Origin of the sequence: Enterococcus sp. E4-223 (genome assembly GCF_035727065.1) — a bacterium.
GTDB classification, from domain to species: Bacteria; Bacillota; Bacilli; order Lactobacillales; family Enterococcaceae; genus Enterococcus_B; species Enterococcus_B faecium.
Genome location: NZ_JAPMLH010000003.1, coordinates 226,188 through 247,730 on the forward strand (window position 1 = coordinate 226,188; position 21,543 = coordinate 247,730).

Annotated in this window: 24 protein-coding genes; 21 read left to right on the forward strand and 3 right to left on the reverse strand. The window is 39.0% G+C overall.

Annotated elements, in window-relative coordinates; genetic code table 11:
- Positions 1–3 precede the first annotated feature (3 nt).
- A complete protein-coding gene (locus OS139_RS06275; protein ID WP_002287661.1) occupies positions 4–228 on the forward strand; it encodes a hypothetical protein in 225 nt (74 codons plus the stop codon).
- Between the two features lie 204 nt (positions 229–432).
- On the opposite strand, the gene OS139_RS06280 is transcribed toward OS139_RS06275, so the two are convergent.
- Together OS139_RS06280 and OS139_RS06285 are read right to left on the reverse strand one after the other, a co-directional pair.
- A complete protein-coding gene (locus OS139_RS06280) occupies positions 433–753 on the reverse strand; it encodes a DUF1827 family protein (protein WP_002290825.1) in 321 nt (106 codons plus the stop codon).
- 147 nt (positions 754–900) lie between these two features.
- Positions 901–3,135, reverse strand: a complete 2,235-nt coding sequence (locus OS139_RS06285; protein ID WP_016628060.1) for an ATP-dependent Clp protease ATP-binding subunit — start codon at positions 3,133–3,135, stop codon at positions 901–903.
- Between the two features lie 478 nt (positions 3,136–3,613).
- Between OS139_RS06285 and OS139_RS06290 the strand changes: the two genes are divergently transcribed.
- The 6 genes from OS139_RS06290 to OS139_RS06315 all read left to right on the forward strand — a co-directional run bounded on the left by OS139_RS06290 (position 3,614) and on the right by OS139_RS06315 (position 9,349).
- A complete protein-coding gene (locus OS139_RS06290) occupies positions 3,614–3,880 on the forward strand; it encodes a phosphocarrier protein HPr (RefSeq protein WP_002287602.1) in 267 nt (88 codons plus the stop codon).
- Positions 3,880–5,607, forward strand: coding sequence for a phosphoenolpyruvate--protein phosphotransferase (gene ptsP, locus OS139_RS06295; RefSeq protein ID WP_002295388.1), 1,728 nt, complete (start codon positions 3,880–3,882; stop codon positions 5,605–5,607). Before OS139_RS06290 ends, ptsP begins: the two co-directional genes overlap by 1 nt.
- Positions 5,608–5,770: 163 nt before the next feature.
- Positions 5,771–6,817 carry a glycosyltransferase family 4 protein gene (locus tag OS139_RS06300; RefSeq protein ID WP_002323526.1) on the forward strand — a complete coding sequence of 349 codons (1,047 nt, stop codon included), beginning with the start codon at positions 5,771–5,773 and terminating at the stop codon, positions 6,815–6,817.
- 16 nt (positions 6,818–6,833) lie between these two features.
- Positions 6,834–8,057, forward strand: a complete 1,224-nt coding sequence (locus OS139_RS06305; protein ID WP_002287605.1) for a glycosyltransferase family 4 protein — start codon at positions 6,834–6,836, stop codon at positions 8,055–8,057.
- A gap of 88 nt (positions 8,058–8,145) precedes the next feature.
- Complete coding sequence (locus OS139_RS06310; RefSeq protein ID WP_002287606.1) at positions 8,146–9,033, forward strand: NAD(P)-dependent oxidoreductase; 888 nt, start codon at positions 8,146–8,148, stop codon at positions 9,031–9,033.
- A gap of 85 nt (positions 9,034–9,118) precedes the next feature.
- Positions 9,119–9,349, forward strand: a complete 231-nt coding sequence (locus OS139_RS06315; protein WP_002287607.1) for a YkuJ family protein — start codon at positions 9,119–9,121, stop codon at positions 9,347–9,349.
- Between the two features lie 56 nt (positions 9,350–9,405).
- Here OS139_RS06315 and OS139_RS06320 read toward each other — a convergent pair whose 3' ends face one another.
- Complete coding sequence (locus tag OS139_RS06320) at positions 9,406–10,371, reverse strand: GIY-YIG nuclease family protein (protein WP_002332047.1); 966 nt, start codon at positions 10,369–10,371, stop codon at positions 9,406–9,408.
- Between the two features lie 305 nt (positions 10,372–10,676).
- On the opposite strand from OS139_RS06320, the gene fabT reads away from it, so the two are divergent.
- From fabT to yhbY, 14 genes are all read left to right on the forward strand, one after another.
- Entirely contained in the window at positions 10,677–11,117 is a 441-nt protein-coding gene (gene fabT, locus OS139_RS06325; protein ID WP_002287610.1) for a fatty acid biosynthesis transcriptional regulator FabT, read from the forward strand.
- A gap of 9 nt (positions 11,118–11,126) precedes the next feature.
- The gene (locus OS139_RS06330) at positions 11,127–12,089 is read left to right on the forward strand and encodes a beta-ketoacyl-ACP synthase III (RefSeq protein WP_002332046.1); all 963 of its coding nucleotides are present in this window, start codon (positions 11,127–11,129) and stop codon (positions 12,087–12,089) included.
- A 52-nt stretch (positions 12,090–12,141) separates the two neighbouring features.
- Positions 12,142–12,366 (forward strand): acyl carrier protein, encoded by a 225-nt coding sequence (locus OS139_RS06335; protein WP_002332045.1) that lies wholly within the window; start codon positions 12,142–12,144, stop codon positions 12,364–12,366.
- Between the two features lie 106 nt (positions 12,367–12,472).
- The gene (gene fabD, locus OS139_RS06340; protein ID WP_002332044.1) at positions 12,473–13,390 is read left to right on the forward strand and encodes an ACP S-malonyltransferase; all 918 of its coding nucleotides are present in this window, start codon (positions 12,473–12,475) and stop codon (positions 13,388–13,390) included.
- 11 nt (positions 13,391–13,401) lie between these two features.
- Entirely contained in the window at positions 13,402–14,139 is a 738-nt protein-coding gene (gene fabG / locus OS139_RS06345) for a 3-oxoacyl-[acyl-carrier-protein] reductase (protein WP_002332043.1), read from the forward strand.
- Positions 14,140–14,157: 18 nt separating this feature from the next.
- Entirely contained in the window at positions 14,158–15,393 is a 1,236-nt protein-coding gene (fabF, locus tag OS139_RS06350) for a beta-ketoacyl-ACP synthase II (protein ID WP_002287619.1), read from the forward strand.
- A 2-nt stretch (positions 15,394–15,395) separates the two neighbouring features.
- Positions 15,396–15,872, forward strand: a complete 477-nt coding sequence (gene accB, locus OS139_RS06355; RefSeq protein WP_002332042.1) for an acetyl-CoA carboxylase biotin carboxyl carrier protein — start codon at positions 15,396–15,398, stop codon at positions 15,870–15,872.
- Between the two features lie 24 nt (positions 15,873–15,896).
- Positions 15,897–16,316, forward strand: a complete 420-nt coding sequence (gene fabZ / locus OS139_RS06360) for a 3-hydroxyacyl-ACP dehydratase FabZ (RefSeq protein ID WP_002287621.1) — start codon at positions 15,897–15,899, stop codon at positions 16,314–16,316.
- 7 nt (positions 16,317–16,323) lie between these two features.
- A complete protein-coding gene (locus OS139_RS06365) occupies positions 16,324–17,703 on the forward strand; it encodes an acetyl-CoA carboxylase biotin carboxylase subunit (protein WP_002287622.1) in 1,380 nt (459 codons plus the stop codon).
- Entirely contained in the window at positions 17,704–18,573 is an 870-nt protein-coding gene (accD, locus tag OS139_RS06370) for an acetyl-CoA carboxylase, carboxyltransferase subunit beta (protein ID WP_002287623.1), read from the forward strand.
- A complete protein-coding gene (locus tag OS139_RS06375) occupies positions 18,566–19,351 on the forward strand; it encodes an acetyl-CoA carboxylase carboxyl transferase subunit alpha (protein ID WP_002290847.1) in 786 nt (261 codons plus the stop codon). Before accD ends, OS139_RS06375 begins: the two co-directional genes overlap by 8 nt.
- A gap of 227 nt (positions 19,352–19,578) precedes the next feature.
- Positions 19,579–20,106 (forward strand): YqeG family HAD IIIA-type phosphatase, encoded by a 528-nt coding sequence (locus OS139_RS06380; RefSeq protein WP_002287626.1) that lies wholly within the window; start codon positions 19,579–19,581, stop codon positions 20,104–20,106.
- Positions 20,103–21,212, forward strand: a complete 1,110-nt coding sequence (gene yqeH, locus OS139_RS06385; RefSeq protein ID WP_002287628.1) for a ribosome biogenesis GTPase YqeH — start codon at positions 20,103–20,105, stop codon at positions 21,210–21,212. The genes OS139_RS06380 and yqeH overlap by 4 nt, the downstream gene beginning before the upstream one ends.
- Positions 21,213–21,227: 15 nt before the next feature.
- Positions 21,228–21,539, forward strand: coding sequence for a ribosome assembly RNA-binding protein YhbY (gene yhbY / locus OS139_RS06390; RefSeq protein WP_002295376.1), 312 nt, complete (start codon positions 21,228–21,230; stop codon positions 21,537–21,539).
- Positions 21,540–21,543 lie beyond the last annotated feature (4 nt).

Here is a 21,543-nt window from a genome sequence, read left to right on the forward strand (position 1 = left end):
AACATGGAAACAGAATGGCAAAGACGTGAAAGAAAAAAACAGAAAAAAGAAGAGATGTTACGATTATGTCGATTATTAGATGTAAAAGACTGGGACAAAAACGAGCAAATTGCACAAAAAGTACGATCAATCATCCATAAAGAGGAAAAAGTTAAAAATAAAGACACACGTAGAACTGAAAATGAAAAGAGAAAAGTACAAAAGAAAAGAGAAAAATCAAAAAGCTAGAAAGAAAAAGAGGCTGAGACAGAAGCGTTTAACTCCAAGAAATAAGCTGGAATTCACAAAAATTTGAAAAGCAATTTTCGTGAATTTCAGCTTATTTCCGAAGGAGTTGCTTCTGCTTCCGCCGTTTATACGTGTTTAGAGCGTGAGACAAAAGTGTTCTTTACTTTTGTCCCACGCTCTTTAATTATTATGTTCAAAATTTGTTTACACGGCTAATGTAGCGCCTAATTCATGTTTTGGAATCGAGATTTCAACAAGGCCTGCCAATTCGATTACTTTGATTTCATCCTCGTGGTAAACGGCGTCTTTGATTTTATCTAAGAAATAATTTTTAGCATCTTCGATTTCTTTCGGCTGGATTTTACGTTTGTCATTGATCAGCAGAATTTCATTATGTTCAGGGGCTTCAGTGTAGACAATAGTGGTATTTCCGGCTGTGTAGACCTTGACTAGATGGGCATCAGTGTTTTCAAGCTGGTTTAATACAAGACGGGAATGGCTGTTTGTTACATTTACCAATTTCATGGCGCTCACCTCTTTTATGTATTTTTAATTGCTTGTTTCTCTTATTATAATTTCTTTTTTATAAAATGAACAGTATTTTGACTTTTCTGAAAAAAGAATGAGACGGCATTTCTCAAAGAAATACCGTCTCACGCTATAAAACTGGATTTATTCAGCCGTTTCTTCGGCTGATTCTTTTGCCAAACGTTCTGGTTTAGAAGTAACGATGATTTTTCCATCTTTATCCAGTTTTGCTTTCAACTCATGGATAGAAGGGTGATCAAGATAAAATTCAGCGATACCATCTTCGATTTGTTCTTGGATCGTGCGTCGAAGAGGACGAGCACCCATAGATGGATCATAGCCTAAGTCAACTAATTTTTCTTTGACATTCGTAGGAACTTCGATGTGAAGTTGCTGTGCTGCCAGCATTTGGTTGACATCGTCTAGCATTAGTGTGACGATTGTCATCAAGTTTTCTTTTGATAATGCACTGAATTCGATGATCCCGTCAAAACGGTTCAGAAATTCTGGTGTAAAGTAGTTGTTTAATTGGTTCAATACAGAACGAGTAACACCTTCGCGTGCCGCACCAAAACCAACGTTTGCTTCTACTTTACCAGTTCCGGCATTACTTGTCATAATGATGATCGTATCTTTAAAGCTGACCGTTCTTCCTTGTGCATCTGTCAATCGACCATCATCTAAGATTTGCAAGAACATATGCAAAACATCTGGATGAGCTTTTTCTACTTCATCTAACAAGACAAGACTGTAAGGATTTCTCCGTACTTTTTCTGTTAATTGACCAGCTTCTTCGTATCCGACATAACCTGGAGGAGAACCAATCAATTTAGAGACACTATGTTTTTCCATATATTCAGACATATCGAAACGAATCATTGAATCTTGTGAACCGAATAGTTCGTAGGCAAGTTGTTTCGCAAGCTCTGTTTTACCTACACCAGTTGGTCCAACAAATAAGAAGGAGCCGATTGGACGATTCTGTTTGTTTAATCCAACACGGTTTCGGCGAATCGCTTTCGCTACTCGATCTACAGCGTTATCTTGTCCGATGACATGAGCTTTCAAGTCATCTGCTAAGTTTTTCAGTTGTGTCTGTTCTTTTTCTTTTAATTCACCCACTGGAATACCTGTCCGTTGTTCAACGATTTTTTCCATATCTTTTTCGGTAATCACAGGTATTTCCTCTTCAGTGAGCTGACGTTCTTTCATTTTTTGAAGTTTATTGATCTGATCGCGATAATAAGCTGCTTTTTCGAAATCTTCTTCTCGAGAAGCTAAAACTTTTTGTTCTTCTGCTTCTTGCAGTTTTTTCTCGATTGTTTTAGGATCAACGATTTGGATCGTCAAGTTTTTCTTAGAACCTGTTTCATCTAGCAAATCGATGGCTTTATCCGGCAAGAAGCGATCTTGGACGTAACGATTGGATAAAGTTGCGGCTGCTTCGATGGCCTCATCAGTATATTTTACATGATGATAGTCTTCATAACGTTTTTGCAAACCTTTCAAAATACTGATCGTTTCTTCGACAGTTGGTTCATCTACCCGTACAGGTTGCATACGACGTTCTAAAGCAGCGTCTTTTTCGATGATGCGGTACTCATTTAAGGTAGTAGCACCAACCATTTGTAATTCTCCTCGAGCTAAAGCTGGTTTTAAAATATTACCAGCATCCATATTTCCATCACCAGCAGAACCAGCACCGACGATTTCGTGAACTTCATCTATGAATAGGATCACATTTTCTGCTTGACGGATCTCTTCAATCAATTTTTGCATACGTTCTTCAAATTGTCCTCGTATACCAGTACCTTGGACTAAAGATACGACATCTAAACGAATGACTTCTTTGTCCATTAATTTTTGCGGTACATCACCATCTACGATTTTTTGTGCTAAACCTTCAACAACTGCTGTTTTACCAACACCTGGTTCTCCAATCAAGACAGGATTGTTCTTGGTTCGGCGATTTAAAATTTCAATGACTCGTTTGATTTCGTCATCGCGTCCGATCACAGGATCGATATCACCTTGTCGTGCTTGTTCTGTGATATTGATTCCGTATTCTCCCAATAAACCTTCTGTATTGCCTTGAGGTGGCTGACCACCATTGAAGTTGTTGTTTCCGCCAAATTGTGTTGGTGGTGTTTGCTCATAATTTCCTTGCTGTTGCATTTGGCGAGACATGGAACGGAAAAGATCGTCCAAACTGCCAAATCCAAATGGATCATTTTGGGCCATATTAGTCAGACCTCCATTTTGTTGATTTTTGATTTTTTGATAACAGCTCTGACAGTAATCGAGTTGTGTCCGCTGACCATTGACAGTGGCATACAAGTGAATCGTTGCCTCATTCTTGCCGCAGTTTTGACAAAGCATGAATCATTCACGTCCTTTCACAAAAATGGGTACATCCATATTTTACATCTCGTTTTTCATGAGGTAAAAGAATAACCCCTAGTTTTTTAAGAGATTTATGAGGTAGAAAAGGTGAAATCTCTATTGACCATTCCTGACCTTTGACTCTTATTATACTAAAAATAAAAAGGGAAGCAAGTAATTCGTTTCATATGAAAACAAAGAGGGTCAAAGGAAAGAATGATAAACGTCAGGAGAAGAGAAAGCGACAAGAAAAAGAAAATAAACACGTTTGTTATAAAATGTGAAGAAAAGGATGAAAAAGAATCCGGAATAATTTGAATACTTTTATCTGAAATTGAATTAAAACTGTTGTATCTAACGAAAAAAAATGTTAATCTTTACAGATGAAAGGGTGGCATTTGTTAGGATTCTCTGAATTACTAAAAAAGAAAACCCTCACATAAAAACAACACTCACTTAAAGGAGACCGATTAATATGGAAAAGAAAGAATTTCACGTAGTAGCAGAAACTGGGATCCACGCTCGTCCAGCTACACTATTAGTACAAACAGCAAGCAAATTTAACTCTGATGTAAACTTAGAGTATAAAGGTAAATCAGTAAACTTGAAATCAATCATGGGCGTTATGTCTTTAGGTGTAGGTCAAGGTTCTGATGTTACTATTACTGCAGAAGGTGCTGACGAAGCTGATGCAATGGCAGCAATCGTTGAAACAATGAAGAAAGAAGGCTTATCTGAATAATGGTTGAAATGCTAAAAGGGATTGCCGCTAGTGACGGTGTAGCCGTTGCAAAAGCTTACCTGCTAGTTCAACCGGATTTAACATTCAGTAAGGCAACAGTAGAAGATACTGCGGCTGAAGAAGCTCGTTTGGATGCTGCATTAGCTAAATCTACTGAAGAATTGCAGCAAATTCGTGAAAAAGCAGCGCAAAGCTTAGGTGAAGCAGAAGCGCAAGTATTTGATGCCCATTTGATGGTTCTTTCAGATCCAGAAATGGTAGGTCAAATCAAGCAAAATATTAAAGACAACAGCGTAAATGCTGAATCAGCGCTAAAAGAAGTAACGGATATGTATATCGGTATGTTCGAAGCAATGGAAGATAATGCTTATATGCAAGAGCGTGCTGCAGATATTCGTGACGTTGCTAAACGTATTTTAGCGCACTTATTAGGCGTTACTTTACCAAATCCATCAATGATCAACGAAGAAGTGGTCGTTGTTGCACATGACTTGACTCCAAGTGATACAGCACAATTAGATCGCAATTTTGTAAAAGCGTTTGTAACAGACATTGGTGGACGTACTTCACATTCTGCTATCATGGCACGTTCTTTAGAAATTCCAGCAATCGTTGGTACAAAAGAAATTACTGCTAAAGTCAAAGAAGGCGATATTTTGGCTGTCAACGGGATCGAAGGCGATGTAATCATCGATCCTACAGATGAACAAAAAGCTGAATTTGAAAAAGCAGGTGCAGATTACGCAGCACAAAAAGCAGAATGGGAAAAATTAAAAAATGCAGAAACTGTCACAGCTGACGGCAAGCATTTTGAATTAGCTGCAAACATCGGAACACCAAAAGATCTAGTTGGTGTCCATAATAATGGTGGAGAAGCAGTTGGTCTGTACCGTACTGAATTCCTGTATATGGATTCTCCAGACTTCCCAACAGAAGATGACCAATATGAAGCTTACAAAGCTGTATTAGAAGGTATGGAAGGAAAACCTGTAGTTGTTCGTACAATGGACATCGGTGGAGATAAAGAACTACCATATCTGCAATTACCTCATGAAATGAATCCATTCTTAGGATATCGTGCATTGCGTATCAGTTTATCTGAACAAGGCGACGAAATGTTCCGTACACAAATGCGTGCATTGCTTCGTGCATCTGTTCATGGTAATTTACGTATCATGTTCCCTATGGTAGCTACACTCAAAGAATTCCGCGCAGCAAAAGCGATCTTTGAAGAAGAAAAACAAAAATTGATCAGTGAAGGCAAGGAAGTATCTGATACGATCCAAGTCGGCATCATGATCGAGATTCCAGCAGCAGCAGTCTTAGCAGACAAGTTTGCAAAAGAAGTAGATTTCTTCTCTGTAGGTACGAACGATTTGATTCAATACACAATGGCAGCAGACCGTATGAACGAACGCGTTTCTTACTTGTACCAACCATATAACCCATCAATTTTACGTTTGATCAAAAATGTAATTGATGCAGCACACGCTGAAGGAAAATGGGCAGGTATGTGTGGAGAAATGGCTGGAGATCAAACAGCTGTTCCATTGCTAGTAGGTATGGGTCTAGATGAGTTCTCAATGAGTGCGACATCTATTCTTAAAACGCGTAGTTTAATGAAACGCTTGGACACAGCGAAAATGGCTGAACTTGCTGATCGTGCATTGAAAGAATGCGATACGATGGAAGAAGTCGTTGAACTTGTTCATGAATATGTAAAATAAACAACGTATCAAAAGCTGGTGTGGCTTGTAAAAGAGCTACGCCAGTTTTTTTGTTCTTTTTTAAGAAAACGTTTTTGTCAGTAAGAATAGATAAAAATAGGGCTTAAGTTTGAGTGACAGTTTGTAGGCTATGTTATACTATATAAGTGAAGGGGGACGTAAGGTGAAGGTATTATTATATTTTGAAAGTGAAAAGATGCTTGCAAAATCTGGAATCGGGCGTGCGCTTGATCATCAAAAACGTGCTCTGACGGAAGTTGGTATCTCTTATACACTAGATGAAAAAGAAGATTATGACATCCTGCACATCAATACATACGGAATCAATAGTCATAATATGGTCAATAAAGCCAGAAGAGAAGGAAAAAAAGTTGTCTATCATGCGCATTCTACAGAGGAAGATTTCCGAAATTCCTTTATCGGATCGAACCAGCTTTCTCCTATCGTAAAAAAATATCTGGTAGGATTGTACCAAAAAGCGGACTATCTGATCACGCCAACACCTTATTCAAAACAGTTGTTGGAAAGCTATGGTATCCGTGTGCCGATTCAAGCTATTTCCAATGGGATCGACTTAGAGAAATATCGCCCTGATCCAATGAAAGAACAAAAGTTCAGAGAATATTTCAAACTGTCTCCGGATCAAAAAGTAATCATTTGTGTCGGTTTGTTTTTCGAACGTAAAGGAATCATTGATTTCGTAGAAATTGCTAAGAAGATGCCCGAATACACATTTATTTGGTTTGGTCATGTTCCCATGTACTCGATTCCTCGGAACATCCGGAAAATTGTAAAAGAAGATCATCCTGAAAATGTCCTGTTTCCTGGTTACATTCGTGGAGAGATCATAGAAGGTGCGTATTCAGGTGCAGATCTATTCTTTTTCCCTTCTTATGAAGAGACAGAAGGGATCGTTGTTTTAGAAGCTTTAGCAAGCAAACAAAACGTACTTGTTCGAGATATTCCAGTGTATAATGGCTGGTTAGAAGATAGCAAGAACTGCTATATGGGGAAGACAAACGAAGAATTTATCCGACTGATCCAACAGATTACCAATCAAGAACTACCGAGTACGACACAAGCCGGTTATCAAACAGCAAAAGAGCGAAGTATCAATAAAATCGGTGAAGAACTTAAAAATGTATACGAAAGTGTACTGAATGAAAAAGTCTCTAGCAAATTAAAAAAAGTAAATCAGGTCAAGGACTAGTTTGGAGGCGAAAAACATGAAAATCGGCTTTTTTACCGATACCTACTTTCCGCAAGTCAGCGGAGTTGCTACATCGATCAAAACATTAAAACAAGAATTAGAAAGACATGGGCATGAAGTCTATATTTTTACAACGACCGATCCTAATGCGGATAAGTTGGAAAAAGATGTGATTCGAATGCCAAGTGTACCATTTATTTCTTTCAAGGATCGAAGAGTTGTTGTTAGAGGCATGTGGTATGCTTATTTGGTTGCCAAAGAACTAGAACTAGATCTTATTCATACCCATACAGAATTCGGAGCAGGGATACTTGGGAAGATGGTAGCTAAGAAATTGAAAATACCTCTGATCCATACTTACCATACGATGTATGAAGACTACCTTCATTATATCGGTAAAGGAAAAGTGATCAGGCAATCCCATGTAAAATACTTGTCTAGATTATTTGCAAATCATACGACAGGTGTAGTTTGTCCAAGTGAACGTGTTATTGATACATTACGCAGCTATGGTGTAATAGCACCGCTTCGCGTGATTCCTACTGGTATCGACATTGAAAAATTCAAACGTTCTGATATCACTCAGCAGGATATCAGCAAATTAAGGGAGTCACTAGGTCTTCAGGAAAACCATTTGATGATTCTTTCTTTAAGCAGGATTTCTTATGAGAAAAATATCCAAGCCTTGATTAATGGGTTTCCTCAGGTCATCTCCGCTTATCCTAACGCCAGATTAGTTATCGTAGGAAAAGGACCTTATGTAGAAGAGTTAGAGGAATTGATCTCAGAACTGCAGTTAGAAGAATTTGTGCAGTTCACAGGAGAAGTGGACAACAATGATGTAGCACTTTATTATAAAGCGGCAGATTATTTTGTCAGTGCTTCTACTTCAGAAACACAAGGGCTTACTTATACAGAAGCGATGGCAGCCGGAACACCTTGTGTCGTGGAAGGAAATGCTTATTTGAACCGATTGTTCGATCATCCTTCATTAGGGAAAACTTTTGAAACCGACGAAGACTTTGCACCAGCACTTATTGATTATATTTCCAGTGAAGTTCCTAAAGATCCAAAAGTTTTAGAAGCTAAACTTTATGATATTTCATCTACACATTTCGGCGAAGCTATGATCGAATTTTATCAAGACATGGTTGTTTATCATGAAGAAGAGATGCGAAGAAAAGAAGAAGAAGACTCGATTGAACGAATCAAAATAAAATTAAATTCATTTAAAAGATAAAATTCAAACATTTTTTATGAAAAAATCCTTGTTTCTAGCGTATACTAGCATAGAAGCAAGGATTTTTGATTTTTAGGAGGTCGAAAAAATGAAACTTGGTTTTATCGGAACAGGCGTCATGGGAAGTGCTGTCGCACGCCATCTACTAGAAGCAGGACACGAAGTAGCTGTCTATAATCGGACAAAAGCAAAAGCTGATCCTTTAGTAACAGAAGGAGCTATCTGGGCAGATACACCAAAAGCGGTAGCAGAACAAAGTAATATTCTCTTTACAATGGTAGGTTACCCCAAAGATGTAGAAGAAATCTACTATGGACAGTCGGGGATTTTTTCTGCAGATATCTCAGGACATATTTTAGTTGACTTGACTACAAGTACACCAAGCCTGGCAGAAAAAATTGCAAAAACAGCAAAAGAAAAAGGCGCAGATGCGTTAGATGCACCGGTATCCGGTGGTGACTTAGGAGCAAAGAATGGTACACTGACGATCATGGTCGGTGGAGAAGAAGCCGTTTATGATCAAGTACTGCCTTTATTCAAAGAATTTGGTACGACATTTACATTGCATGGTTCTGCTGGGAAAGGTCAGCATACAAAAATGGCTAATCAGATCATGATTGCAGGTACGATGACAGGAATGACGGAAATGCTTGTCTATGCACAAAAAAACGGACTTGATTTAAAGAAAGTGATTGAGACGCTTTCAGGTGGAAGTGCAGCTAACTGGTCTTTAAGCAATTATTCTCCTCGTATTTTAAAAGAAGATTACACACCTGGTTTTTTTGTCAAACATTTTATCAAAGATTTAAAGATTGCATTAGAAGAAGCAGAAAAAATGGACCTTGTATTGCCAGCAACTACCCAAGCATTGAAACTATATGAAGAGTTGGCAGATAAAGGTTTTGAGAATGACGGAACCCAAGCTTTGATCAAACTTTGGTGGCCTGAAGGAAAAATACCAGAAAAAAAATCATAAAAAACGAGTTTTTTTAGAGAAAATCAATGCAAGTAGGCTATGCTTTTGATACAATATAACAGAAATAAGAAAAGGAGGACCTCCGATGACACATTCACAATTAGTCGCAATCATAAAACGACTGGAGGCTATGGTCGAGTCAGCAGATAATGAACTGCAAGTTCGCCGTTTTGAAAAAGAAGGCGTAGAGAAGTGTACAGTAACTTATGATAAAGCGACCGATACATTTGAATTAACTGAAACAGATACTCATCAGCAATACGAATTTGATAATATCGATATCGTAGCGATGGAAATCTATGACTTAATCCAATAAATTTTAGGATAATTGACATTTGAAGTTGAAGATGCCTAAAAGAAGCCGAGAAGCAACTAATTTAGTTGCTTTTCAGCTTCTTTTTTGTTTAACAGTTCAATTTCAAACTGTTCTTTTTCTAATTTTTTGCGGTAACTGATCAAGATTTGTACAGGATCGATTTCTTCTTTTGACAATTGACGTTTCAAAGATAAATGAGCTTCTTTCTTTTTATAATAGAAGTCAGGAGAAACGTCACCAGAGGCAATCATTGTTTCTGCAAGTTGACCATAACAAACGAGGTAGTGCTTTTTCTGACTCTCATCTGCTGCTAATGGCATGCTGAAGGTGAGCGATGGTGTTCTTAAAAACTGCTTTTGTTCCTGGATCCGTCTAATAAAATAAGTAACTAATTCGATATCTTTTTGAAGCATACCGGCTTTTTCGAAATTCAACTTATAGATGAAATGTTGTTGTCTTTTTTTCAAGTAAGTCAGTAGCTTTTTATTTCGGCCTTGAAACAGCCCTTGGAGTTCCTTTTTTTTCTGTTCAAAAGTCATTTCCTGTAGGTCAGGAAGCTGGACTCGCAAAGCTAACAAACTAATTTCAGACAACCAAGGCATTTGATAAGTTTCTTCCATTATACGCAAAATAGACGGCATTTTTTTATAGAGACGAAAAGGCCCGTATGTTCGAGCCGTAGGAGTATCTGTTAATACAAATCCCTTATTGGTAATATGTACATAATTATAATTACTGAAATAATTCATTTGTCGGTTATAAAAAGGACGGTAATGTTGGATCAATTGACACTCGAGCAATAAAGCATCTAATTCCGTGTCTACTACGACGAAATCAAAATCTGTTATATGATAAATCATACGTAATACTTTTTTTGAATGCTGTTTATTCTGATGAAAATAGCTGCTTACTCTATTTTTGAGCCGTTTTGCTTTACCAACATAGATGACCTTACCATCTCGGTCTTTCATAAGATAGACACCCGGCAGCATGGGGAGAGTTTTCATTTTTTCTTTTAACATAGGATCTCCTTTTACGCTTTGAATAAAAAGACTATAACAAATTTTGGAATAATGGACAAGTTTTAGGAAATTCTATAGTTCTGTTCACAGAAAATACTTTGATAATCAAAATATGTGAGATAGATGATTTTTCTAATAAAAGAAATTATAAATGCTGATTTATCAGTTTTTTTAAATGAGTAAAATCTTAAAAAAAGCTCATATAGTAAAAAAATGATCTTTTAAGGTTGCATTTTGAAAAAAGTTAAGATATAGTTTGAACATCAAAAGATTTGATAATCAAACTAATTAGTGGACGGTGGAACATGGAACCAGATTTAAAAACAGTAAATGATTATCTTGTTAGTGTCTTCAATGATATTTTGACAATCGAAGAGTCTGAGCTGAAAAAATCTCAATTCAAAGATCTGTCAATCACAGAGATGCACACGATCGAGGCAATCGGGATGTACAAGAAAAAAACAACTTCAGAAGTAGCCAAAGAACTATCAATTACTGTTGGGACCTTGACCACTGCTATTAACAAGTTAGTAAAAAAAGGCTATGTCGAACGTATCCGCAGTGAAGATGACCGCCGCGTTGTAAAGTTGGGACTAACGAAAAAAGGAAAGTTACTATTTCGGGTCCATCAGCATTTTCATCGTGAAATGGTCAAGAACATCTTAGACGGAATGGCTACGGAGGAACAGCATGCCTTGCTGGATGCACTGAAAAACTTGCACGACTTCTTGCAAGACTATAAGTGAGGATATTTAATGGAACAATTTGGAATGATTACTGCAACAGCCAGCGTCCTTCCTGAAAAGATTATTACTAATAATGATCTTTCCAAGATGATGGATACCTCTGATGAATGGATTTCGTCAAGGACGGGTATTCGTGAACGAAGATGTGTAACAAATCAGGAGACTTCTGATTTATGCATTTTAGTGGCGGAAAAATTGATAAAACAGAAAAATCTAAACCCTAAAGATTTGGATTTTATTTTAGTAGCAACAATGTCGCCCGATTACACGACACCATCTGTAGCAGCACAAGTACAAGGGGAATTGGGAGCAACTCATGCTATCGCTTTTGATATCAGTGCTGCGTGCTCAGGATTTGTTTATGCGTTAAGCATGGCTGAAAAAATGATCCGTTGCGGCTCAACTAAGGGACTGGTGATTGGTGGTGAAACACTATCTAAGCTAATCGATTGGTCTGATCGTACGACTGCTGTGTTGTTTGGCGATGGAGCAGGTGGGATTCTCTTAGAAGCGAATCCACAGAAAAAATTGCTGAAAGAAAAATTAGCAGCTGACGGTACCAGAAGTAGCTCATTGACCGCTGGCTACCAGCAAAATAAAAATCCGTTCTATTCAGAAGATTCAGAAGGTTCGTATTATTTGCAAATGAATGGCAGAGATATTTTTGATTTTGCCGTACGAGACGTTGCAAACAATATCCAAGAAGTCATGAAAGACAAACCAGTTGATTATCTGCTTTTGCATCAGGCAAACCTCAGAATTATTGAGAAAATTGCCCGAAAAGTAAAGATGCCGCAAGAAAAGTTCCTGACCAATATGGATAAATATGGGAATACATCTGCTGCAAGCATCCCTATCTTATTGGATGAAGCAGTTTCTAGTGGAAAGATCACCTTGGGAAAACAGCAGAAAGTAATATTTACAGGCTATGGCGGAGGTTTAACATGGGGAAGTATTCTCATGGAGTTGTAGACTGTTAAATTATAAAAATAAAAAGCAAACAATATCGGAGGAATATATTATTATGGTATTCGAAAAAATTCAAGAAATCATCGCAGAAGAATTAGGAAAAGATACTGAAGAAATCAAATTGACTACTGACATCCAAGAAGACTTAGAAGCTGACAGCTTGGATTTATTCCAAATCATCAATGAAATTGAAGATGAATTTGACGTGAAAATCGAAACAGAAGACGGAATCAAAACGGTTCAAGATTTAGTGACTTACGTAGAAAAACAAACTGCATAATCATTAAAATTAGGTTGGGGGCTGGGATATTTCCTGAAATAGGAATGTCTCGGCCTTTTTGAATAGGAAGAATCAAACATATATTCTGGATATATTGGAGAAAAACATGAAAACAGCATTCTTATTTAGTGGCCAAGGTGCACAATATCAAGGTATGGGAAAAGATTTATATGAAGAAGCCGTTGTAAAGCAGACATTTGATGAAGCAAGTGAGATTCTCGGCTACGATATGGCTGAACTTTGCTTTACAGAAAATGAACGTTTGGATCAGACGCAATATACACAGCCAGCTATTCTAACAGTCAGCATCGCGTATTATCGCTTATTGAAGGAGCATGGAATCATCCCAGATGCAGCTTTAGGACTGAGTTTAGGAGAATATTCGGCATTAGTAGCTAGTAATGCGCTATCCTTCACTGAAGCAGTTGCGTTAGTAGCAAAAAGAGGCGCTTATATGACAGAAGCTGCCCCAGCTGGAAGCGGGAAAATGGTTGCAGTGATGAATGCGCCGATTGAAACGATCGAGGAAAGCTGTCATGAAGCTAGCAAGTACGGCATCGTATCTCCTGCAAATTATAATACACCTCAGCAGATCGTGATTGGTGGCGAAGAAAAAGCAGTAGACGAAGCTGTTTTACTATTAAAAGAAAAAGGGTTCAAAAGAATGATCCCTCTAAATGTCAGCGGGCCTTTTCATACAGCTATTTTAGAACCGGCAGCAAAAAAACTGGCGAAGGACCTAAGTCAGATTCAATTCTCTGAACCTTCTTTTCCTATCATAAGCAACACAACAACGGAAATAATGAAGAAAGAAACAATCGCGGGACTACTTGAACAGCAAGTCATGCAACCTGTTCTTTTCTATGAGAGTATCCATAAGTTAAAAACAATCGGCATCGAACAAGTCATCGAAGTCGGCCCCGGAAAAGTATTAAGCGGATTTATGAAAAAAATCGATAAAACAATACCAGTTCTGCGTGTTGAGAATAAGCAGACATTTGATGAAACAATAGCAATACTATAAGGAGGAACGTTATGGATGTAAAAGGAAAAAATGTATTTATCACAGGTAGTACAAGAGGAATCGGCAAAGCGATGGCCTTAGCTTTTGCAAAAGCTGGAGCAAATATCATTTTGAATGGTCGCGGAGAGATTCCAAAAGAAAAGATAGAAGAAATCGAAGCATTCGGTGTAAAATGCGTAGGAGTTTCCGGTGACATCTCTGATTATGAGAAAGCGGGACAAATGATCAAAGAAGCAGAAGAAAAGCTTGGATCGATCCATGTGTTAGTAAACAATGCCGGAATCACAAATGACAAACTTGTGATGCGAATGGATGCAGAAGATTTCAAAAAATGTCTTGACATCAATTTGATTGGAACCTTCAATATGACGCAGCACGTATTGAAAAAAATGATGAAGCAGCGAGAAGGGACCATCATTAATCTCTCTAGTGTATCTGGGTTGATTGGAAATATTGGTCAAGCAAATTATGCAGCTAGTAAAGCTGGCGTAGTAGGATTAACAAAATCTGTGGCACGAGAAGCTGCAACTAGAGGCATTACATGTAATGCCATTGCGCCAGGATTCATCACAACTGATATGACGGAAGTTTTAGCAGACAAAGTCAAGGAACAAGCGGAAAAGCAAATTCCGATGCAGCGTTTCGGACAAGTAGAAGATATTGCACAAACAGCAGTTTTCTTAGCACAAAATCCATATATCACCGGACAAGTCATCAATGTCGATGGCGGATTGGTCATGCACGGATAAGAAAAGGAGAGCAAACAAATGAATCGAGTGGTAATTACTGGCTATGGAGTCACTTCACCTATTGGAAATGACGCAGACAGCTTTTTGAATAGCTTAAAAGAGGGGACGAATGGCATCGCACCGATCACTAAATTTGATGCTTCAGAAACAGGGATTACCTTAGCGGGCGAGGTCAAAGATTTTCCTTACGATAAATATTTTATTAAAAAAGATAGCAAACGAATGGATATGTTTTCGATCTATGGAATCTACGCTGCTTTAGAAGCAATGGAGATGAGCGGTTTAGATAAAGAAAAAATGAATCAAGACCGGTTTGGCGTCATCATCGGATCTGGGATCGGTGGTCTTCCAACAATCGAAAACCAAGTTATTCGTCTACATGAAAAAGGTGCAAAACGAGTTTCTCCAATGTTCGTACCAATGGCGATTGCCAACATGGCAGCTGGAAATATTGCTTTGCGCGTAGGTGCAAAAGGTATTTGTACAGCTATCGTAACAGCTTGTGCTAGCGGAACGAATTCAATTGGGGAAGCATTCCGTAACATCAAACATGGCTATTCTGATGTCATTCTTGCTGGGGGAACAGAAGCAACGATTTGTGAGATGGGGATTGCTGGATTTGCAGCTTTAACAGCACTCTCAGAATCAACTGATCCTAATCGTGGTTCGATTCCGTTTGACGAAAATCGGAATGGTTTTGTGATGGGTGAAGGAGCAGGTGTTCTAGTTCTTGAATCTTTAGAACATGCACAAGCTCGCGGTGCCAAAATCTATGGAGAAATCGTTGGATACGGTGCAAACTGTGACGCTTACCATATGACAGCTCCTACTCCAGATGGTTCTGGTGCATCTAAAGCAATGAAGCTTGCGATGGAAGAAGCTGGTGTACAGCCGGAACAAGTCGGATATATCAATGCTCACGGAACAAGTACACCAGCCAATGACCAGGCAGAAGCAAAAGCAATCCAAATCGCATTAGGTGAAAATTTCAGAGATACTTACGTCAGCAGCACGAAATCGATGACTGGACATTTATTGGGAGCAGCCGGCGGGATCGAAGCCTTGGCAACTTTGCTGGCATTAGAACATCAATTTATCCCACCTACGATCAATGTAGAAAAACAAGATCCTGAGATTGACTTGACAGTTGTCAAAAACGAAAGCAAACCTGCAAGTTTTACTTATGCAATGAGTAATTCATTAGGGTTTGGCGGACATAATGCGGTTCTGTGCATGAAACGCTGGGAGGAATAATTTTGGATATCAATGAAATCAGAGAATTAGTCAGTCAATTTGATCAATCCTCGCTAACGGAATTCGATTTGCGTGAAGGTCAATTTGAATTGTATATGAATAAAAATAAAACAAGTCGAGGCATGAATATGGTTCAGACAAACGAAACGTTGCCAGTTTCGGAGCCAGTCAATGTCATACCTGAACAAGCAACAACTGTTCCAGAACCAACGAAGGAAAAAGAATCGGCAGTATTTGATGGAATCGAGGTTGTTTCGCCAATCGTGGGAATCGTTTATCTGCAACCGGCGCCCGACAAACCAGCTTTCAAAAAAGTAGGTGATCAAGTTGCCAAAGGAGAAGTTATCTGCATTATTGAAGCGATGAAACTGATGAATGAGATAACTAGTGAGGCCGACGGAGTGATCACAGAAATCCTTGTAGAAAACGAGTCAGTTGTCGAATATGGACAGCCACTCTTTAGGATTCAGCAAAAATAAGCAAAGCAGGAAAGAGGGAAATCAATGAACATACAAGAAATAAAAGAAATCATTCCACATCGTTATCCAATGCTTTTGATTGATCGAGTGGAAGAAATGGTTGAAGGAGAACGGATCGTTGCTAAGAAAAATGTAACGATCAATGAGCCCTTTTTTCAAGGACATTTTCCAGAAGAACCTGTTATGCCAGGGGTATTGATTGTTGAAGCAATGGCTCAAGCAGGAGCAGTTGCATTACTTTCTCTTGAACAATTCAAGGGAAAGACGGCTTATTTCGGCGGATTGGACAAAGCAAAATTCCGTAAGAAAGTTACACCGGGAGATACCTTATACCTTGAAGTTGAGATATTGAAAGTGAAAGCTTCAGCCGGAATAGGCAAAGGAATCGCTAAAGTAGACGGTAAAAAAGTAGCCGAAGCGGAATTAACCTTTATGATTGGATAGGTGAAATATGTTTTCTAAAGTATTGATAGCTAACCGCGGTGAAATCGCTGTACGTATCATTCGTGCATGCCGCGAACTAGGGATCCAAACCGTAGCGATATATTCAGAAGCAGATGCCGAAGCACTTCATACACAGTTAGCAGATGAAGCAATCTGCATTGGCCCGGCCAAAGCCGTTGATTCATATCTGAATGTTCAGGAAGTACTGAGCGCTGCAATCGTGACAAAAGCCGAAGCAATTCATCCAGGATTTGGTTTTTTATCTGAAAATAGCCGATTTGCCTCCATGTGTGAAGAGTGCAATATCACATTTATTGGTCCTAAAAGTGCAACGATCGATGCAATGGGAAATAAGATCAATGCGCGTCAATTGATGCAAGAAGCAAATGTCCCAGTCATTCCAGGAAGTACTGGTGTATTATCTACAGTAGAAGAAGCATTGGAAATAGCAGACAGAATTGGTTATCCAGTGATGCTGAAAGCAGCTGCAGGTGGTGGCGGGAAAGGCATTCGGAAAGTTCAATCAAAAGAAGAGCTCCCACAGCATTTTTCTTCAGCTCAGCAAGAAGCAGCAGCGGCATTTGGAAATGATGATATGTATTTGGAAAAAATCATTTATCCTGCTCGCCATATAGAAGTTCAGATCTTAGGTGATCGATTTGGTCATGTCATTCATTTAGGCGAGCGAGATTGTTCTTTACAACGCAACAATCAAAAAGTACTGGAAGAATCTCCTTCTGTAGTGATCTCACAAACAAAAAGAGAAGCACTAGGAGACGCTGCTGTTCGAGCAGCTAAAGCAGTCAATTATGAAAATGCCGGAACGATCGAGTTTCTGATGGATGAAGAAGGCGATTTTTATTTCATGGAAATGAATACTCGAATCCAAGTGGAACATCCAGTAACAGAAATGGTCACAGGAATCGATTTAGTAAAAAAACAGGTGGAGATAGCAGCCGGTGAGCCTTTGAATGTGTGTCAAGAAGAAGTAGTATTCCAAGGACACGCAATCGAATGCCGGATTAATGCAGAAAATCCTGCTTTCCATTTTGCTCCTTCTCCAGGGAAGATCCAAAACTTACTGCTTCCAGCAGGTGGGATGGGACTGCGAGTAGACAGTGCAGTTTACCCGGGATATACGATCCCGCCATATTATGATTCAATGATTGCAAAAATAATCGTCCATGGAAATACGCGTTTTGAAGCATTAATGAAGATGCAGCGAGCCTTAAGTGAATTTATCACAGAAGGAATCATCACGAACGCAGAATTTCAGATGGATTTGATTAGTCACCCTGCAGTCATAGCAGGTGATTACAGCACAGCATTTTTACAAGAAGAATTTTTACCGAATTGGACACCAGAAACGGAGATAGGAGGCGCATAGATGGCTCTGTTTAAGAAAAAGAAATATATTCGGATCAATCCTAATAGAGAGAGCAAACCTGCTAACTCGCCATCTGTTCCTGATAACATGTGGGCAAAGTGTCCAAATTGTAAACATATCCTTTATACGAAAGACATCGGTGAAGAAAAAGTATGCCCTCATTGCGGATACGCTTTTCGAATCGGTGCATGGCAGCGTCTAGCTTTGATTATTGATGAAAAAAGTTTTGAAGAATGGGATACGGATCTTGTAACCAAAGATCCGCTAGCATTTCCCGAATATACGGAAAAAATTAAAAAAATGCAAGATAAAACAGGACTTCATGAAGCAGTCCTCACTGGTAAAGCAACCATTCAGGGGATTCCCTTCATTATTGGAGTGATGGATCCTAATTTTATCATGGGAAGTATGGGAACGATTGTCGGAGAAAAGATCACCAGATTATTCGAACGAGCAACAAAGGAAAGTCTTCCAGTCGTCTTGTTCACAGCTTCAGGTGGCGCACGGATGCAAGAAGGAATCTTTTCTCTAATGCAGATGGCAAAAATCTCTGCTGCTGTCAAACGGCATAGCAATGAAGGTCTTTTTTATCTAACTGTTTTAACGGACCCGACGACCGGAGGAGTAACTGCCAGTTTTGCAATGGAAGGCGATATCATTCTAGCAGAACCCCAAAGCTTGATCGGTTTTGCTGGAAGACGCGTCATCGAACAGACGATCAAGCAGGAACTTCCAGAAGATTTCCAAAAGGCTGAATTCTTATTATCTCATGGTTTTGTAGATCAGATTGTTCCCCGCATGGAATTGAAGCAGAAAATCCATACGCTTCTTGAATTGCATACACAGAAAGGATGGATAGATCGTGGATAAGACAGCACATGATGTCGTTCAGTTAGCAAGAGCTAAAGAACGATGGACAAGCTTGGATTTTTTTGAAGAGATCTTCGATTCTTTCGAGGAATGCCATGGTGATCGTTTGTTTGCAGATGACGAAGCGATTGTTGGTGGAATCGCTCGATTAGATGGCAAACCGGTAACAGTGATCGGTATTCAAAAAGGACGGGATCTGCAGGAAAATATCCGCAGAAATTTTGGTTCTCCCCATCCTGAAGGCTATCGAAAAGCTTTACGACTGATGAAACAAGCGGAAAAGTTCAATAGACCGGTGATTACCTTGATCAATACAGCAGGTGCATATTGCGGTGTAGGAGCAGAAGAGCGCGGCGAAGGAGAGGCTATTGCCAGAAATCTGCTCGAAATGTCTGATTTAAAGGTACCGATCATCGCCATCATCATTGGTGAAGGTGGAAGTGGCGGTGCCCTTGCTCTAGGTTTAGCGGATGAAGTCTGGATGCTGGAAGAAACGATTTATGCTGTGCTTTCTCCAGAAGGATTTGCGTCGATTTTGTGGAAAGACGGTAGTCGCGCCGCAGAAGCAGCTGAGTTGATGAAAATTACTGCGCCAGAACTACGCGAGTTAGGAATCGTTGATCGAGTTATTCCTGAAACGTTCAACGGCGAGCAGTTGCCACGATATAAAGTCGCACACATTATGAAAAAAGCGTTGATTGAAAGATTGACGGAACTTGTTCGATTCGACCAGCATGAATTACTGGAAAAACGATACAAGAGGTTCCGCCAATATTAGGTGTTTAACAACTAAGCAAAGAGTAAAGAATGGTTCTTGCTCGCTTAGTTGTTTTTTGTTTCTAAATTTTTCTGTGATCAATCTTTATTTTTGGTCATTTTGTAAAGAAATGCTTTTTCTGAAAGACGAACGAGTATAGAGGTAGTTTTTTTTGCTGATATGCAGTATAATACGGGGTTGAGGAGTACTTTATGTGCTCCTTCATTTTTTGCAGATGAGGAGACAGCATGTTTTCAAATTACAAACCAACATGGATGGTAGAAGCCATCTATCAGATTACACCTGCCCAATTAAAGAATCTAGGCATCAAAGCAGTATTGACCGATTTAGACAATACGTTGATTGCATGGAATAATCCAGATGGAACAGAAGAGTTGCTTACTTGGATTTTAGAAATGAAAAATGCAGGAATCCCTGTTGTTGTTGTTTCAAACAATAATTCAAAACGTGTCGCGCGAGCGATTGAAAAATTTGATCTTTTGTATGTTGCACGAGCAATGAAACCCTTAGCAAGAGGGATCAACATAGCAAAGAAACAATTGGATTTAGCAGATGATGAGATAGTAATGGTAGGCGATCAGATTATGACTGATATACGTGGAGCCAATCGTGCAGGGATACGTAGCATCCTTGTAAAACCCATTATCGCAACAGATAGTTGGAAGACACAATTTAATCGTTTTTGGGAAAAAAGAATTATGGCCTATCTATTAGCAAAACACCCTGATATGGGCTGGCGAGGTGGAATCGAATGACAGAAGAATTACAATGTATCGGCTGTGGTGCCGTTATACAAACAAACAAACCCGGTGAATTAGGATACACGCCGCAAACGGCTTTGGAAAAAGGTTTAGCTTCCGGGGAAGTCTATTGTCAGCGTTGTTTCAGATTACGCCATTATAATGAGATCCAAGATGTCTCATTGACGGATGACGACTTTTTGCGCTTACTGAATGAATTAGGGCAAAAAGATGCATTGATCGTCAATGTGGTGGATATTTTTGACTTCAATGGTTCACTAATCCCAGGACTACACCGTTTTGTCGGTGACAATCCAGTACTTTTAGTTGGGAACAAAGTGGATATATTACCTAAATCATTGAAAAAAACTAAATTAACACAATGGATGAAGGAACGTGCTTACGAAGCAGGAATTCGTCCAGTAGATGTATTATTAACTAGTGCTAAGAAATCTCATGAGATGACGGAACTATTAGAAAAAATCGAAGAATACCGCGATGGACGGGATGTCTATATCGTCGGAGTAACAAATGTCGGAAAATCGACGCTTATCAATCAAATCATCAAAAATACAGCGGGAGTACAAGATGTAATCACAACTTCGCAGTTTCCAGGAACGACTTTGGATAAAATCGAGATTCCTTTAGATGACGGGCATTTTTTGATTGATACACCGGGAATTATCCATCGCCATCAAATGGCGCACTACTTAGGTAAAAAAGATTTGCGGATCATTGCACCGTTAAAAGAAATCAAACCTAAAGTTTATCAGCTGAATGAAGGGCAAACACTTTTCTTGGGCGGACTTGCAAGATTTGATTTTATCAGCGGCAATCGTGCTTCATTTATTGCTTATGTGTCAAATGATGTAAATATTCATCGAACGAAACTGGAAAAAGCAGACGAATTTTATCAAAAACATGTAGGTGGATTATTACAGCCTCCTCGTCCTGATGAAGTCGAGGCATTTCCGGAGCTTGTTCGTTTTGAGTTTTCTGTGAAAGAAAAAACAGACATCGTTTTTGCCGGTCTAGGCTGGATCACTGTAACAGCGCCAGTAGTAATTGCGGGCTGGGCGCCAAAGGGTGTAGATGTATTGAAACGCAAAGCATTGATTTAAGGAAGAAGGAAAATTATGAGTTTAAGAGGAAAACAAAAGCGTTTTTTACGTAGCAAAGCGCATCATCTTCAGCCGATTTTTCAAATCGGAAAAGGTGGGATCAATTCAGCAATGATCGTTCAAATTGAAGAAGCTTTAGAAAAAAGAGAACTGATCAAAGTATCGTTACTTCAAAATACAGATGAGATTGTAGAAGAAGCAGCTCAAGTATTAGAAAAAGAAATAGATTGCGAAATCGTCCAAATCATTGGACGTGTTATTGTATTATACAAACCTTCCACAAAAGAAAAGTATCAAAGGCTATCAAAAGAAGTAAAAGCAATATAAGGAG

What these genes read in the sequence shown, in the direction of transcription:
- fabF (WP_002287619.1), top strand. Translation starts at nt 14,158, where the DNA reads ATGAATCGAGTGGTAATTACTGGCTATGGAGTCACTTCACCTATTGGA.
- OS139_RS06380 (WP_002287626.1), top strand. Translation starts at nt 19,579, where the DNA reads ATGTTTTCAAATTACAAACCAACATGGATGGTAGAAGCCATCTATCAG.
- OS139_RS06315 (WP_002287607.1), top strand. Translation starts at nt 9,119, where the DNA reads ATGACACATTCACAATTAGTCGCAATCATAAAACGACTGGAGGCTATG.
- fabD (WP_002332044.1), top strand. Translation starts at nt 12,473, where the DNA reads ATGAAAACAGCATTCTTATTTAGTGGCCAAGGTGCACAATATCAAGGT.
- yqeH (WP_002287628.1), top strand. Translation starts at nt 20,103, where the DNA reads ATGACAGAAGAATTACAATGTATCGGCTGTGGTGCCGTTATACAAACA.
- OS139_RS06305 (WP_002287605.1), top strand. Translation starts at nt 6,834, where the DNA reads ATGAAAATCGGCTTTTTTACCGATACCTACTTTCCGCAAGTCAGCGGA.
- OS139_RS06320 (WP_002332047.1), bottom strand. Translation starts at nt 10,371, where the DNA reads ATGTTAAAAGAAAAAATGAAAACTCTCCCCATGCTGCCGGGTGTCTAT.
- yhbY (WP_002295376.1), top strand. Translation starts at nt 21,228, where the DNA reads ATGAGTTTAAGAGGAAAACAAAAGCGTTTTTTACGTAGCAAAGCGCAT.
- accD (WP_002287623.1), top strand. Translation starts at nt 17,704, where the DNA reads ATGGCTCTGTTTAAGAAAAAGAAATATATTCGGATCAATCCTAATAGA.
- fabZ (WP_002287621.1), top strand. Translation starts at nt 15,897, where the DNA reads ATGAACATACAAGAAATAAAAGAAATCATTCCACATCGTTATCCAATG.
- OS139_RS06280 (WP_002290825.1), bottom strand. Translation starts at nt 753, where the DNA reads ATGAAATTGGTAAATGTAACAAACAGCCATTCCCGTCTTGTATTAAAC.
- OS139_RS06330 (WP_002332046.1), top strand. Translation starts at nt 11,127, where the DNA reads ATGGAACAATTTGGAATGATTACTGCAACAGCCAGCGTCCTTCCTGAA.
- OS139_RS06290 (WP_002287602.1), top strand. Translation starts at nt 3,614, where the DNA reads ATGGAAAAGAAAGAATTTCACGTAGTAGCAGAAACTGGGATCCACGCT.
- OS139_RS06275 (WP_002287661.1), top strand. Translation starts at nt 4, where the DNA reads ATGGAAACAGAATGGCAAAGACGTGAAAGAAAAAAACAGAAAAAAGAA.
- fabT (WP_002287610.1), top strand. Translation starts at nt 10,677, where the DNA reads ATGGAACCAGATTTAAAAACAGTAAATGATTATCTTGTTAGTGTCTTC.
- OS139_RS06285 (WP_016628060.1), bottom strand. Translation starts at nt 3,135, where the DNA reads ATGCTTTGTCAAAACTGCGGCAAGAATGAGGCAACGATTCACTTGTAT.
- fabG (WP_002332043.1), top strand. Translation starts at nt 13,402, where the DNA reads ATGGATGTAAAAGGAAAAAATGTATTTATCACAGGTAGTACAAGAGGA.
- OS139_RS06335 (WP_002332045.1), top strand. Translation starts at nt 12,142, where the DNA reads ATGGTATTCGAAAAAATTCAAGAAATCATCGCAGAAGAATTAGGAAAA.
- ptsP (WP_002295388.1), top strand. Translation starts at nt 3,880, where the DNA reads ATGGTTGAAATGCTAAAAGGGATTGCCGCTAGTGACGGTGTAGCCGTT.
- OS139_RS06365 (WP_002287622.1), top strand. Translation starts at nt 16,324, where the DNA reads ATGTTTTCTAAAGTATTGATAGCTAACCGCGGTGAAATCGCTGTACGT.
- OS139_RS06310 (WP_002287606.1), top strand. Translation starts at nt 8,146, where the DNA reads ATGAAACTTGGTTTTATCGGAACAGGCGTCATGGGAAGTGCTGTCGCA.